Annotated in this window: 18 protein-coding genes; all 18 read left to right on the plus strand. The window is 61.6% G+C overall.

Translation table 11 applies throughout. The features are described from left to right. Position 1 precedes the first annotated feature (1 nt). The 18 genes from AC3WP4_RS13875 to AC3WP4_RS13960 all read left to right on the plus strand — a co-directional run bounded on the left by AC3WP4_RS13875 (position 2) and on the right by AC3WP4_RS13960 (position 12,824). A complete protein-coding gene (locus AC3WP4_RS13875) occupies positions 2-1,018 on the plus strand; it encodes a phage major capsid protein, P2 family (RefSeq protein WP_102614599.1) in 1,017 nt (338 codons plus the stop codon). Continuing rightward, a complete protein-coding gene (gene gpM / locus AC3WP4_RS13880) occupies positions 1,018-1,734 on the plus strand; it encodes a phage terminase small subunit (RefSeq protein WP_102614598.1) in 717 nt (238 codons plus the stop codon). The genes AC3WP4_RS13875 and gpM overlap by 1 nt, the downstream gene beginning before the upstream one ends. A 99-nt stretch (positions 1,735-1,833) precedes the next feature. Continuing rightward, entirely contained in the window at positions 1,834-2,295 is a 462-nt protein-coding gene (locus tag AC3WP4_RS13885) for a head completion/stabilization protein (protein ID WP_102614597.1), read from the plus strand. Further along, entirely contained in the window at positions 2,292-2,744 is a 453-nt protein-coding gene (locus AC3WP4_RS13890) for a phage tail protein (protein WP_102614596.1), read from the plus strand. Before AC3WP4_RS13885 ends, AC3WP4_RS13890 begins: the two co-directional genes overlap by 4 nt. Continuing rightward, a complete protein-coding gene (locus tag AC3WP4_RS13895) occupies positions 2,731-3,414 on the plus strand; it encodes a phage virion morphogenesis family protein (protein ID WP_102614595.1) in 684 nt (227 codons plus the stop codon). The genes AC3WP4_RS13890 and AC3WP4_RS13895 overlap by 14 nt, the downstream gene beginning before the upstream one ends. Positions 3,415-3,425: 11 nt before the next feature. Continuing rightward, positions 3,426-4,541, plus strand: coding sequence for a DUF2586 domain-containing protein (locus tag AC3WP4_RS13900; protein ID WP_102614594.1), 1,116 nt, complete (start codon positions 3,426-3,428; stop codon positions 4,539-4,541). 6 nt (positions 4,542-4,547) lie between these two features. Then, on the plus strand, positions 4,548-5,000 hold the full coding sequence (locus tag AC3WP4_RS13905) for a phage protein (protein WP_102614593.1): 453 nt from the start codon (positions 4,548-4,550) through the stop codon (positions 4,998-5,000). Further along, positions 5,000-5,212, plus strand: a complete 213-nt coding sequence (locus tag AC3WP4_RS13910; RefSeq protein ID WP_102614592.1) for a TraR/DksA C4-type zinc finger protein — start codon at positions 5,000-5,002, stop codon at positions 5,210-5,212. Before AC3WP4_RS13905 ends, AC3WP4_RS13910 begins: the two co-directional genes overlap by 1 nt. Then, a complete protein-coding gene (locus tag AC3WP4_RS13915; RefSeq protein WP_256581134.1) occupies positions 5,209-5,538 on the plus strand; it encodes a hypothetical protein in 330 nt (109 codons plus the stop codon). Before AC3WP4_RS13910 ends, AC3WP4_RS13915 begins: the two co-directional genes overlap by 4 nt. After that, on the plus strand, positions 5,535-6,062 hold the full coding sequence (locus AC3WP4_RS13920) for a lysozyme (RefSeq protein ID WP_102614591.1): 528 nt from the start codon (positions 5,535-5,537) through the stop codon (positions 6,060-6,062). Before AC3WP4_RS13915 ends, AC3WP4_RS13920 begins: the two co-directional genes overlap by 4 nt. Beyond that, a complete protein-coding gene (locus tag AC3WP4_RS13925) occupies positions 6,059-6,526 on the plus strand; it encodes a lysis protein (protein WP_102614590.1) in 468 nt (155 codons plus the stop codon). Before AC3WP4_RS13920 ends, AC3WP4_RS13925 begins: the two co-directional genes overlap by 4 nt. A gap of 51 nt (positions 6,527-6,577) precedes the next feature. After that, the gene (locus AC3WP4_RS13930; RefSeq protein WP_102614589.1) at positions 6,578-6,868 is read left to right on the plus strand and encodes a putative phage tail assembly chaperone; all 291 of its coding nucleotides are present in this window, start codon (positions 6,578-6,580) and stop codon (positions 6,866-6,868) included. A gap of 23 nt (positions 6,869-6,891) precedes the next feature. Continuing rightward, positions 6,892-7,032, plus strand: coding sequence for a DUF6890 family protein (locus tag AC3WP4_RS13935; RefSeq protein ID WP_162842852.1), 141 nt, complete (start codon positions 6,892-6,894; stop codon positions 7,030-7,032). 5 nt (positions 7,033-7,037) lie between these two features. Further along, positions 7,038-9,071, plus strand: a complete 2,034-nt coding sequence (locus tag AC3WP4_RS13940) for a phage tail tape measure protein (protein WP_102614588.1) — start codon at positions 7,038-7,040, stop codon at positions 9,069-9,071. Next, complete coding sequence (locus AC3WP4_RS13945) at positions 9,068-9,385, plus strand: DUF2590 family protein (protein ID WP_102614587.1); 318 nt, start codon at positions 9,068-9,070, stop codon at positions 9,383-9,385. The genes AC3WP4_RS13940 and AC3WP4_RS13945 overlap by 4 nt, the downstream gene beginning before the upstream one ends. Next, positions 9,382-10,554, plus strand: coding sequence for a baseplate J/gp47 family protein (locus tag AC3WP4_RS13950; protein ID WP_102614586.1), 1,173 nt, complete (start codon positions 9,382-9,384; stop codon positions 10,552-10,554). The genes AC3WP4_RS13945 and AC3WP4_RS13950 overlap by 4 nt, the downstream gene beginning before the upstream one ends. Further along, positions 10,551-11,075 carry a phage tail protein gene (locus AC3WP4_RS13955; protein WP_074874944.1) on the plus strand — a complete coding sequence of 175 codons (525 nt, stop codon included), beginning with the start codon at positions 10,551-10,553 and terminating at the stop codon, positions 11,073-11,075. The genes AC3WP4_RS13950 and AC3WP4_RS13955 overlap by 4 nt, the downstream gene beginning before the upstream one ends. A gap of 9 nt (positions 11,076-11,084) precedes the next feature. Beyond that, positions 11,085-12,824 carry a phage tail-collar fiber domain-containing protein gene (locus AC3WP4_RS13960; protein WP_102614585.1) on the plus strand — a complete coding sequence of 580 codons (1,740 nt, stop codon included), beginning with the start codon at positions 11,085-11,087 and terminating at the stop codon, positions 12,822-12,824. Positions 12,825-12,830: the final 6 nt, after the last annotated feature.

Raw genomic sequence — 12,830 nt, forward strand, 5'->3', positions numbered from 1 at the left:
TATGAGCCAACAATCTCTGTCCAATCGTGCCTTGCTGCAGTATTCCGCTCTTTGCCTGGCCATCGCCGAGACTTACAGCGTCGACGTGACGCGTCAGTTCAACGTTGAGCCGAGCATCGCCCAGGAACTGAACGACAAGATCACCGAGCGCGCCGATTTCCTCGAGCGCATCAACGTCGTACCGGTCACTGAAATCAAGGGCCAAAAGGTCATGTTTGGTGTGAATGGTCCTGTGACCAGCCGCACCAACACCAAGACCACCGACCGCGAAGCCAAAGACGTTTCTGACCTCAACGGTCTGGGTTACGAGCTGTTTGCCACAGAGTCCGACGTGGGCTTGCCCTTCGCCAAGATCGACAGCTGGGCCAAGTTCCCGGACTTCGCCGATCGCTACTCGGCAGCGGTGCAAAAGCAGATTGCCCTCGATCGCATCATGATCGGCTGGCATGGCCTTGCTGCAGCACCCCAGACGAATCTGGCCACCAGTCCGATGCTGCAGGACGTCAACAAAGGTTGGCTGCAGCTGGCTCGCGAGCAGATTCCTGAGCAGGTCCTGCACGAAGGCGCGGTCGCTGGGAAAATCACCCTCGGCGCCGGCGGCGACTACGAAAACCTCGACGCCCTGGTGCACGACACCAAGCAAATGATCAGCTCCGTGTTCCGTGATGGCGGTGACCTGGTGGCGATCGTTGGCAGTGATCTGCTGGCGGCCGACAAGGCCAAGCTGTATTCCAGCCAGGCCGGTAAGCCCACTGAAAAAGAACGCATCGAAAGCGCCCAGGTCATTGCGACCTACGGCGGCCTGCCGACCTTCACCGTGCCGCACTTCCCGGTTAACGCCGTGGTCGTCACCAGCTGGGACAACCTGTCGATCTACTTCCAGGACAGCAGCTGGCGTCGTCACCTGCTCGAGAACCCGAAGCGCTCCCGCGTCGAGGATTACAACGGCCGGAACGAAGGCTACGTGATCGAGCAGCTGGAGAAATTCGCGGCCGCTGAAAACGTGGAGTTGATCTGATGAGCCTGGCACTGGCGCACAAGCGCCGTGTTCAAGCCGAAGGCCCAGCAGCTGCTGCGCGTGCCGGTGCCGAAGCGGTGGTGTATTCATCCGCCACCGCGCTGTCCAGCCCAGCCAACGCCAAGAAACACCTGAAGCTGATGGAAGACGCATTGGCACAGGACCTGGAACGCGTCAGCGCCATCAACAGCCGCGAACTGCGTCAGCAGCTCAAGCGTGACGAGCTGCTGCCCAAGTACCTGGACTACGTGCAGCGCTACCGCGATTCCGGATTGAGTTTTCCGAACTCGGTAGTGATGCAGGTCCTGGTCTGGCTGTTCGACACCGTGCAATTCGAAGCGGGTCTGGACCTGGCGAACTTCGCCATGGAGCAAAACCAGCCGATGCCTGAGCGCTTCAGGCGCGACGTGCCGACCTTTGTCGCGGATGCGGTGATCGAGTGGGCCGAGGCCGAGCAGAAGGCCGGACGCAGTCCAGAGCCGTATGTTTCCGACCTGTTGCCGCGTGTCGATGGCGAATGGCAGCTCACCGAGCAGATCCCGGCCAAGTACCACAAGTTGCTTGGGATCCGCGCCCTGGACGCCAGGGAGTGGACGAAGGCCATCACCCACTTTGAACGCGCCACTGAGCTGCACGCCGCCGTTGGTGTGGGCACGCGACTGGAAGGCGCTCGCAAGGCGTTGGCAAAAGAACTGGCTAACAAAGCCGCCGAATAACCCGACTACCCCCCCGGCGAGAAACTGTGGATGTGAGCCAACCATTTATGGCCCTGACTCGCTGAAACAGTTTTCCCGCCCCTATTCGAGTGCCCAGCAATGAGCTTTTCCGGGAAACCCACGACCTTTGTGGAACAGGCGATCGAGAACGACGGCTTTTGGCCAGACCTCTCCGTAGCCGAGTTCCAGAAGGGTTACCGCCTGCCGGCGGAGTACCTGGTAGACATGCTGGTCACTGATCTGACCACGGCGATGATCGAGGTCAATCGAGATCTCACCAAGCGCAAGGGTCAATGGCAAAACGTGGGTATCACCACCGTGGAATCTGCTGACCCTATGGTGCTGCCCGAGCGCACATTTCACACAGCGACGTACAAGCGCGCCGTGTATTGCCGGGCCAAGGCCAGTTTGCTAACTCAGTTCGCCACCGTGACCCGTCGTGAAAGCGCGGAAAACACCGGCAAAGAACTGCCTGAGCGTGGCGAGACCTTCCTCGAATTCAGCCAGCAGGCCGTTCGCTCGCTGCAAGGTCGCGGCCGTATCACAGCGGTGCTGCTATGACCAAACTTCAGGCGCTGACTGCCTACCTGCTGGAACGCCAGCTGGTAGCTCCTGAGCAGTTGGATAGCTGGACCGAGCAAGTCACCCTCGAGCTGGTATGGAAGCCCGACGTAGACGGCATGCACCTGGGCAACATGCGCTATCGCGCCGCGATCGTGCTGGAGCGCTTCGCCGACCATCCGGCACGGCTAATGGCCCTGATTGGCAGCTGGCTGGAAACCAACGATCCTGGTCGCGATCGGGACGAGTTGCCGGCACCGTTGTTTGCCATCGAGATGCTGGACAACGACCTGGCCGACGTGGAAATCACCCTGGAGTTCGTCGAGCCGCAATACCTGGCCGAAGACCCTGCCGGCGAGATCCAGGCCTTCGGCAAGACCTGGGCATTTGTGCCGTTTGACCTGTGGGTCGCTGAACGCGGCGAGGTGGCCACCCATGGCGGGGCGTAGCACTTTCGAACTCGATGCACGCGGTTACCTGGGCGTGCGCGAGCAACTGGCACTGCTCAGCCTGCCGCCACAACTGCGCCGACGCCTGCTGAACAACGTGACCAAACGTGTACGGACGATGAGCCGCAAGCGCGTGCGCGATCAGCAGAACCTGGACGGCTCGCCGTTCGAGGCGCGCAAGGGTTCGGCCAAGGGCAAGAAAAAGATGGAAGCCGGCTTGGCGAAGCTGATGGTGGTGACCCGTGTCAGTGCCGACGAAGCCGAACTGGGCTGGAAAAACGCGTTGACCCGCTGGGTCGCCGCACAGCAACACCATGGCGTCAGTGAACGGCGCACCGCTGCGCAGATGCGTCGCTGGAACAAAACACCACCTGGCCTGGCCGCCACCGACAAGCAGGCAAAGCGCCTGCGCCGGTTGGGCTTTCGTGTGCGCCAGGCGGGCAAAAAGACGCTGACCCGGCCGTCAGTGGCGTGGATTCAAGAGCATGTGAACTACGCCAAGGCGGGACTGCTGATCCGCATCCTGGACGACGAGCGAAGCGAGTCCACCGGCGCGCAGAGCTGGGAAATCACGCTTCCGAAACGCCAGTTCATCGGCGTCAACACCGACCGCGACACCAGCTTGCTGGTTAACCAGGTGTTGCAACAAATCCTACATTCACCCCGCTAACGAGGCACTGCATGGCACTCGGTCAAGTCACCGTCGACAATCTCAATCTGGGCCAGGGTGCCGTTACAGAGATTGAGCGTTACTTCCTTTTCATCGGCCCGGCCGGCAAGAACGTCGGCCAGTTCATCCCGCTGAACACCGACAGCGACCTGGACGCTTCACTGGGCGTTCCGGCCAGCGATCTAAAAGCCCAAATCACTGCTGCCCGTCTCAACGGTGGCCAGCGCTGGGCGTGTGTGGCCGCTCCGATCGGTAACGAGGGCAATTGGTCCGAGGCCTTGGAAAGAGCTCAACAGCAGGGCTTCTCGGTGGAGGCTGTGGTAATCACCAAACCGGTGACCACCGCCGTCGAGCTGTCGGCCATGCATGACGCGGCGATTGCCCTGAACAACACCTACGGCCGCCGCGTGTTCGTGATGGCGGCCGCTGTCGGCATCACCGCGCAACAGACCTGGGCGCAATACGTCACCGAGCAAAAAGCCCTGGTCGCTGACCTGGCGGCGCCGCGTGTCCTGCCGGTGCCGCAACTGCACGGCAATGACCTGGGCGTGTTGGCCGGCCGCTTGGCCAACGCGGCGGTCAGCATTGCCGACAGCCCGATGCGCGTGGCCACTGGTGCCGTGTTGGGTCTTGGTCCAGTGCCGATCGATGCCGACAAAATCCCGCTGCCATCGGCGGTGCGCAGTGAGCTGGACCGAGCGCGCTTCTCCGTGTCGCAGACCTACCCGGATTACCAGGGCGTGTACTGGGGCGACGGCAATATGCTCGACACCCCGGCGAGTGACTTTCAGGTCGTTGAACACCTGCGCATCACCGACAAGGCAGCACGCCTGATTCGTCCGCTGCTGATCCGTCGCGTGGCCGATCGCCGCTTGAACAGCACCCCCAACAGCATGGCAGTCAACACCAACCAACTGATGGCGCCGCTGCGTGCGATGGCCAAGTCCACCACGTTCAACGGCGAGGTGTTCCCCGGTGACATCGAGCCGCCGAAAGACGGTGCCCTGGTGCTGAGCTGGCTGAGCAAAACCAAGGTCGCGGCCTACATCAAGCTCAAACCCCTCAACTGCCCGAAAGACCTGACGGCGAACATTGCCCTTGATCTTTCCACCGACAAAACGGAGTAACGCCCCATGGCAAAAATTGGCGGCAAGAACTTCGACGTGAGCCTGGGCGACCTGTCGCTGCACGTCGAGAACTGCACCCTGGACATCACCGACAACTCGTCGGTGGCCCAAACCCGTGGCGTGCCGGATGGCTTCGTGGATGGCGATGTGGCGGCGGCCGGCGAATTCGAGCTGGACACCACCAACTTCAACCTGCTGATCGACGCGGCGCGATCGGCCGGCAGTTTTCGCGCCCTGAAACCCTTTGACGCGGTGTTCTTCGCCAAGGCCGGCGAGGACGAAGAACTGCGCGTGGAAGCGTTCGGTTGCAAGGTGAAGATTTCCAGTCTGCTGGGGATCGATCCGAAAGGCGGCGAGAAGAGCAAACACAAGGTGCCGTTCGACGTCACCAGTCCGGACTTTATCCACATCAACGGCGTGCCGTACTTAGACGCTGCTGAGATCGAGGGGCTGCGCTGATGGGGGATTGGTTCGAACAGGCCTCGGCGCTGGAACAGCTGGAGCGTGAACACGCAATCACGGCTCAGCGTGCGCGGCCGCGCCCCTCGGGGCCGAGCCGCATCCACTGCCTGGACTGCGAAGAGCCGATCCCCGAACGACGTCGAGCGCTGGGCGGCATTGTTCGCTGCACACCCTGTGAATCCCTTTCTGAGCAAGGAAAACGCCGATGACCAGCAGTCTGCGGCCAACGATCTTAGCCCCGGTGATTGACCCTGAACGTCTCGGTTTGCTGGAGCGTGACATGGCAGTGACGCAACACCGCCTGGGTCAGATGGAAAGGCGCCATGAGTCGGTGCCCACCCGCATCACCAAGCTGGAACAGCAGTTTGAACACATGTCCGGCCAGCTTTCGGAACTCAACGAGGGCCAGCAAAAACTGACGTCAGTCGTGTCGGAAATCGGCCGCAAAATTACCTGGGCGTTGGCGATCGCCAGCACCCTGTGGGCCATCCTTCAAATGTTCGGCCCGACGCTGTTGCGGGTACTGGTGCCATGAGCCTGCGTGGTCGGATTCAAGCCGGTGCGATCGCGCTGGCCAGTGCTTCGCTGCTGACGTTCCTGGGCACCTGGGAAGGCCAGGGGCAGAACACCGTTTACGCGGATAACCTGGCTCGTGGGCTGCCGACTGTGTGCAAGGGCATCACCCGTCACACCAGCCCGTATTCGGTGGTAGTCGGTGACTACTGGTCGGATGCTCGATGCGCTGAGGTGGAGCAGCTGGTGATCGGCAAAGGGCAGCTACAGCTCGCCGACTGCATCACCAATCAGCAGGTGGGCCAGAACACGTTCGATGCCCTGAGCAGTCACGCGCACAACGTCGGCGTGCCCAGCACCTGCGCCAGTCGAGCGGTGGGGCTGATCAACGCCGGCCGCGTTGCCGAAGGCTGCAAGGCCTTGGCCTGGGCACCGGATGGCAAGACGCCGGTGTGGGCTTTCGTCACCGATGCCCAGGGCCGCAAACAGTTCGTTAAAGGCCTGCACAACCGCCGGCTGGCCGAGATGGCGCTGTGCCTGAAATGACCTTTTCCCCGTCGCGCCTGGTGCTGTTTGTACTCCTGGCCAGCCTGCTCGCGTGGGTGGCGTTCGATCTGGTGACCGATCAGCGCAACGACGCCCGGCGCGAGCGCGACAGCGCGCAATCGGAAGCGAAAGGCCTGCGTGAAGCGGCCCGCATCAACGGCGAAATGCTCGCCGAGCGGGATGCGATCGACCTGAAAAACACCACGGAGTTGACCCATGTCCGCACTGAAAACCAAAACCTGCGCCTCGCTGTTGACGATGGCACTAAGCGGTTGCGGATCCGCGCCACCTGTCCCGCCTCAGTGCCCGCCACCACCGGCGCCGGCGGCTTGGCTGATGCAGGCACCGCCGAGCTCACAGCAGACGCTCGACCGGATTATTTCACCCTCCGAGATCAGATCGCCTTAAGTCGGCAAATGATTCTCGGCCTGCAGCAACACATCGTCAGGGTGTGCCAGCGATAACTGGTGCACCAGAACAACCAATGTCTCCAACCTCAACCTGAGATCTACCCCATGAACGAGCAAAACGCAGTAATCACCCTGGAAGTCGGCGAGCAGGAATTCACTTTCACCCTAACCCCGGCAGACGTCACCAAGTACTTCAACGCACTGACCCAGACCAACAAGGTCGCGCCGGGTAATAACCTGCTGATGACCACCGTCAAGCAGGAAGAACGCGCCACCCTGAAACCGCTGCTGGGTAACCCGGTGATGGTCATGCAACTCGCCGGAGCACTCCTCGAGGAGTACGGCCCGAAGGTTGAGGTGATCGTAAAAAAGCGCTCGGCCACGCTGAGCGCCTGACCGAAAACGGCCTGGGCCAGCTGATGGCCCTGACGAACCGCTGGCTGCCTGGAGCCGAGCCCACACCTGAGGTGATGGGCACGGCCAAGTGGCTGGAGGACGAATACTGGAGACGCATGGAGATGGCCGTGGCTAACGGCATCGCCCTTGCGCTGAACGGGTAACGACAGTGGCAGACCGTAGCGCCAGCCTGGCTTTCATCTTGAGCCTGACCGACGAGGTCACCGCGCCCCTGGGCAAAGTGAAAATGGGTTTTTCCGACCTTGCCGAGCAGAGCGAAAAGCACATCAAGTCGATTGGCCTGGGTCTGGGCGGTCTGACGGCGGCGGTGGTTGGGATCCAGCAGTCCATGGCGCCGGCACTGGAAGTCAATCGTGCCCTGGGCGACGTCCGATCGCTGGGCGTCGCTGAGGACGCGCTGACTGCGCTCAACAGCAAGTCGCTGGCGTTCGCCGTGAACTACGGCGAGAACGCCCGGGAATTCGTCGCTTCGGCGTACCAGATCGATGGCGCGATTAAAGGGCTGGTCGGTAATCAGCTGGCCACCTTCACCAACGCCAGCAGTCTGGTGGCCAAGGCCACCAAGACCGACGCCGCGACCATGGGCGAATACGTCGGCACCCTCTACAACTTGCAAAAGTCCCAGGCGGACGCCATGGGCAAAGGCGCGTGGGTCGAAAAACTCGGCGGGCAGACGGCGCTGGCGGTGCAGTTGTTCCGCACCAGCGGTGCGGCCATGAAAGACGCGTTCAAGGAAGCCGGTGCTATCGCCACGACGGCCGGCGTGGACCTGGCCGAACAGATGGCGGTGATCGGTACGCTGAGCAGCACCATGGAGGGTGGCGATGCCGGTGGACGTTACAAGGCGTTCTTCGAAAACATCGGTGCCGCCTCGGAAAAGCTTGGCATGAAGTTCACTGACCAGCAGGGCAAGATCCTGCCGATCATGTCCATCCTGGACAAGCTCCAGGGCAAGTTCGGCGATCTGACCAGTGCGTCGGCCGGGGCCAAGCTGATGGAGGCCTTCGGCGGTGAAGGTGCCCAGGTGATCGGCGCACTGGCCAAGGACACGGGCCGTTTGCGTGACGGCCTCGATCAACTGGGCAAAGTACGCGGTCTGGAGAAGGCCGAGCAAATGGCCCAGGCCATGGTCGATCCGTGGCAGCAATGGGCGTCCTTGGTCGAGGTCATGCGCGTGGTGTTCGGCCAGGTGCTGATCCCGGTGCTGTCGCCGTTCATGAACAAGATGGTGGAGATCGGCAAAACGCTGGTGCGCTGGTCACAGCTGTTTCCCAACATCACCCGGGTGATTGGCATCACCGCGCTGACCATCATGACGATTATCGGCGCCATGTCTTTGCTGACCCTGACGGTGGGCATCGCGAAGATGACTTGGCTGGGACTGTTGACCGTGTGGAAAGTCCTCAACATGACCGGCCTGCGCAGTGTGGCGATATTCCTCTATCACACGGTGATGGTCATTGCGTTCGTGGCCGGGCTTGCCCTGATGTACACCTGGATGGGCGTAGTTCGGACGGGCATGCTGCTTTGGCAGGGCGCAGTCTGGCTGGTCAATGCGGCGCTGTTGGCCAACCCGATCGTCTGGATCGTTATTGGCGTGATCGCCCTGGTCGCGGCCGTGGCCGCTGCGATCTCTTTCTGGGACGAGTGGACCACCGCGCTGCTCAACAGTGAGGCGTTCAAGTGGGTCAGCGCCCAGCTCCAGGCCTTGTCTGACTGGTTTAACTCCATGGGCGGCTGGTCCGGTATGGCCAAGGCCGCCTGGGACGGCATCGTCAGCATCTTTCACAAGGCCGTTAATGGCCTGATCGAACTGCTCAACAGCATCCCCGGTGTGAACATCGAAGCGCGCTTCGGCGGCATGCCCGAAGTGCCCGGTATCGATGCGGCTACCAACGCCGCCGACAAGGCGACTGCCGGGCAAAAAGTCCAGCAGAGCATCAACGCCGCCGACACGGCAACTGCCGCGCAAAAAGCCCAGCAGACCATCAATGCGGCCATTCCCAGCATTTCCCCAACGCGACCGACTGCGGTGCCGCCTGGCGGCCTGCTGACCAGCATTCAGAACAACAGCAACAGCCAGAACAAAGGTGTGCATGTGGAGAACATGACCATTCAAAACAGCAAGCCGATGAACCCGCTGGAGATGGAAAACATGATGGCCATGGCGGTGGGTGGATGAGCGAATACGTTGACCTGTTGATCGTCGACAACGACCTGGCGCTGGACCCTTCGAATCAGCCGCGGCTAATCGATGACCGTGCCTGCATCGCCCAGGACATCGCGCACATGATCCGCGACAGCGGACTGCTGGTCACGCTGGTGGCCGAGCGCGATCGGCTGCGGCAGCGCGACTGCATCCAGCAGATGGAACTGCTGGTGGAGGCCGACGAGCGCCTGGTGCCCGGGACTGCGCACATCACGCAACTGGAGCCAGGTCAGTACCTGGTCACCGCCAAAACCCTGAAATTCGGATTGATCGAGGTAAGCCTGTGAGTGAGGTCGATTTTAAACAGGTGATCGCCGACGCCGGCATCCCGACCACCGAGGCCGGTCTGAAAGCGGCCTGGGAAAAGGAGGTCGAAGCCCAAGGCGCCAAGGTCGCCAACACCAGCAGCTATTCGCCGTTCTGGCGGGTGATGACGGCGCTGGTCACCAAGCCGGTACTGTGGTTGCTCGACTTCCTGTGCCTGACCGTGCTGCCGAACTTCTTTGTGAAAACTGCGGTGGATGCCTGGCTGGATATGCTCGCCTGGGCGGTCAACGTCGAGCGCAAGGGCGCGACCAAAGCCAAGGGCACCGTGCTGTTTACCCGAGCGACACCGGACGGCGTGATGGAGCTGGAAAAAGGCATCGCGGTGCAGTCCGCTGCGATCAACAGCAACGTCTATCAACTGACCACCACAGCGGCCGCAACTTTTCAGCAGGGCCAGCTACAGCTGGAAGTGCCGGTGGAAGCGAACGAGGCCGGCAGCGGCTACAACCTGGCACCGGGTTATTACGCGATCCTGCCGGTTCCGGTACCGGGCATTGTCCAGGTGGCCAACGTGGACGGCTGGTTGGAATCACCCGGTGCGGATCCGGAACCGAACGACCAGCTGCGCCTGCGTGTACGCAACCAGTTCTCGGCGGTCAACCAGTGGCACACCGACGCGGTGTATCGCGCCATGATTTCCGCGTTCCCCGGCGTGCGCCCCGATGGCGTGTATTTCGAACACGGAGCGCCCCGGGGCCCCGGCAGTGCGAACGCCTATGTGCTGTTTGATGCGGGTGTGCCGGCGGACAGCTACCTGGAACAAATCAACTCGCACATCCGCGACCAGGGCAACCATGGGCACGGCGATGACCTGCTGGCCATGGTGATTCCGGATATCCAGTACACCATCGAGCTGGACCTATGGCCACGGCCCAATCTGGGCGATGAGAGTTTGGCGAAGCTGGAAACCGAGGTGGAACTGTTTATCCGTGCTGCGTTTCGCGAAAGCACCGTTCGGGACTACAAGCCGACGCTGACTTATCCCCAGTCGCGATTCAGCTTCAGTCGTCTGACTGAGGAATTGCACCACCAGTTTCCCGATATCAGCTCGATGCGATTCGCCACACCCGACATCATTTCCGGCTTGGACATCCCCCGAATCCAGGTATTGAAGGTGACGGCTCGATGATCAAAATCAAGTTGCCGTTCTGGCTCGCCGGCACCGAACTGTCAAAGCTGATCGCCGCCGCGCAAGCCTGGTGGGAGACCGTCACCGGCTGGCTGAACTGGCCATACCTGCAAATCGATCCAGACACCTGCCATCTGACCATTCTGGAATTGTGGGCTTGGCAACGCGACGTCACGCGCTTCAACGGCGAACCTGAGGCCTTGTTCCGGCTGCGGGTGAAATACGCCTTCATCAACTCCGTAGACGCCGGCAGCACCGCCGGCATGAAGCGCATTTTCGAGCGCCTGGGCGTGGGTTACGTCGAGATCGAGGAACGCCAGCCCGATCGGGATTGGGACGTGGTCCTGCTCAAATTCAGCAACACCCAGCTGTCACTGAACCCGGAGTTGCTGCGCGTGTTGATCCAGCAATACGGCCGGACCTGCCGGCGTTACGACTTCGTGACCATCACCCCCGTGGCGCTGCAAATCGCCTTGATCGACTTTAACGACGACCAGCAAACGCTGGTTGCCAGCCTGTAGGAGCGCACCGTGAGCGCCAATATCACCCTGGCCGGCGAAAGCCAGATTGCCCTGAAGCAAAGCCAGAAAAAACCGCTGATCATCAGCAAATTCATTTTTGCCAACGTGCCCGGGCTGGACCCTGTGGCGCCGATCGATCGCGCTGCCGGCAAACCACCGGCGGCGCAGATCGTCCACGTCTACACCATCCCTGCGCAAAACGCCGGCTACGTGAACCCCAACCAGGTGGTGTACAGCGCCCAGCTGGGATCGGACATTGGCGACTGGGATTTCAACTGGGTCGGCCTCGAGGACGAAGAGGGCGTGCTGTTCGCGGTGTCTTCGGTGCCGTTGCAGCAGAAGCGCAAGAACATTCCGCCGCTTCAGATCGGCAACAACGTCACCCGAAACTTTCTGGTGGCCTTCGATGGCGCCCTGGAGTTGACCGGCATAACCATCGATGCCAGCACCTGGCAGCATGACTTTACTGTGCGCCTGGCCGGGATCGATGAGCGCGAGCGTCAAAGCAATCGCAACCTGTACGGCCGCGCCTGTTTTTTCGGTGGTTCACTGACCTTTGAAAAGACCGCGACCGGCTTTCAACTGCGTTCGGGAACGGCCTACATCGAAGGCATTCGTGTGGCTCTGGGCGAACCCTTCCCGGTCACCGGCGTTATCCCCGTGGGCAAAGTCTGGCTGGATGTGTGCCTGGAACGCCAGCTCAACGATCGGGTGGCCAGCTGGAAAGTGGTGTACGGCGACCAGGCGGACTACACCGACGCGGCCGGTGCCCGCCATTACCGCGTGCCGATCGCCGACTTTATCTCGTCGACCACCTTCACCGATCTGCGGATAGCTGAGCCTATTCCGGGTGCATTGATCCAGTACCTGGCCGCGCGCAACGGTGACTATGAGCAGCTGCGCGCCCGGGGGACGACGAAAGAAGACGTGGATCTGGGTAACTTGCCCAACGCTAAGAGCGACGATCCGGCGACCAACAGCAGCGATATTCTGGCCACCACCGCTGCGTTGAACAGACTGCAACAGCAGGTCGGTGACTCGATGACCGGCATGGTGTCGGGGTTCGCGATGGCGACAGCCCCCGCCGGCTGGCTGAAGTGCAACGGCGCGGTGGTCTCGCGCACCACGTTTGCGAGTCTCTTTGCGCGCATCGGTACGGTGTTCGGTGCGGGGGATGGTGTTACGACCTTCAACGTTCCGGATGCGCGAGGGCTCTTTCCTCGGGCTTGGGACGACGGACGAGGTATCGACCCGGGGCGGGTGTTTGGCACCTTCCAGGACATGCTGATGCAATCCCACGCGCACACCGCCACGGCAGCAGCGGTCGGTGACCACGTACACGGTGCATGGACTGATGCCCAGGGCAATCACTCCCACACAGCATGGACTGATGCCCAAGGCAACCACGCACACAGTGCTTGGACAGACGCGCAAGGTAGTCACCAGCACGGCATTTTCCGGGCGGCGAACAGCAGCGTGGGTGGCGGCAGCCCCAACATCACCACAGCCAACGGTGCCAACGGTATGGCTGCGCCCACGGACTGGGGCGGTTCCCACAGCCACAACGTCGGTATTGGCGAAGCCGGTAATCATGCGCACAACGTTGGCATTGGCGCCGCCGGCGTCCACGGGCACACCGTCGGTATCGGCGGTGCAGGCAACCACACCCACGCCCTGACGGTCGCCGCTGCCGGCGGTACCGAAACCCGTCCGAAGAACTTGGCCCTTCTTTTCTGCATCAAGTATTGAGATCAA

This window comes from Pseudomonas sp. FW305-20 (assembly GCF_058788075.1).

Coding starts and splice junctions, on each gene's coding strand:
- AC3WP4_RS13875 (WP_102614599.1), top strand. CDS start 2: ATGAGCCAACAATCTCTGTCCAATCGTGCCTTGCTGCAGTATTCCGCT.
- gpM (WP_102614598.1), top strand. CDS start 1,018: ATGAGCCTGGCACTGGCGCACAAGCGCCGTGTTCAAGCCGAAGGCCCA.
- AC3WP4_RS13885 (WP_102614597.1), top strand. CDS start 1,834: ATGAGCTTTTCCGGGAAACCCACGACCTTTGTGGAACAGGCGATCGAG.
- AC3WP4_RS13890 (WP_102614596.1), top strand. CDS start 2,292: ATGACCAAACTTCAGGCGCTGACTGCCTACCTGCTGGAACGCCAGCTG.
- AC3WP4_RS13895 (WP_102614595.1), top strand. CDS start 2,731: ATGGCGGGGCGTAGCACTTTCGAACTCGATGCACGCGGTTACCTGGGC.
- AC3WP4_RS13900 (WP_102614594.1), top strand. CDS start 3,426: ATGGCACTCGGTCAAGTCACCGTCGACAATCTCAATCTGGGCCAGGGT.
- AC3WP4_RS13905 (WP_102614593.1), top strand. CDS start 4,548: ATGGCAAAAATTGGCGGCAAGAACTTCGACGTGAGCCTGGGCGACCTG.
- AC3WP4_RS13910 (WP_102614592.1), top strand. CDS start 5,000: ATGGGGGATTGGTTCGAACAGGCCTCGGCGCTGGAACAGCTGGAGCGT.
- AC3WP4_RS13915 (WP_256581134.1), top strand. CDS start 5,209: ATGACCAGCAGTCTGCGGCCAACGATCTTAGCCCCGGTGATTGACCCT.
- AC3WP4_RS13920 (WP_102614591.1), top strand. CDS start 5,535: ATGAGCCTGCGTGGTCGGATTCAAGCCGGTGCGATCGCGCTGGCCAGT.
- AC3WP4_RS13925 (WP_102614590.1), top strand. CDS start 6,059: ATGACCTTTTCCCCGTCGCGCCTGGTGCTGTTTGTACTCCTGGCCAGC.
- AC3WP4_RS13930 (WP_102614589.1), top strand. CDS start 6,578: ATGAACGAGCAAAACGCAGTAATCACCCTGGAAGTCGGCGAGCAGGAA.
- AC3WP4_RS13935 (WP_162842852.1), top strand. CDS start 6,892: ATGGCCCTGACGAACCGCTGGCTGCCTGGAGCCGAGCCCACACCTGAG.
- AC3WP4_RS13945 (WP_102614587.1), top strand. CDS start 9,068: ATGAGCGAATACGTTGACCTGTTGATCGTCGACAACGACCTGGCGCTG.
- AC3WP4_RS13955 (WP_074874944.1), top strand. CDS start 10,551: ATGATCAAAATCAAGTTGCCGTTCTGGCTCGCCGGCACCGAACTGTCA.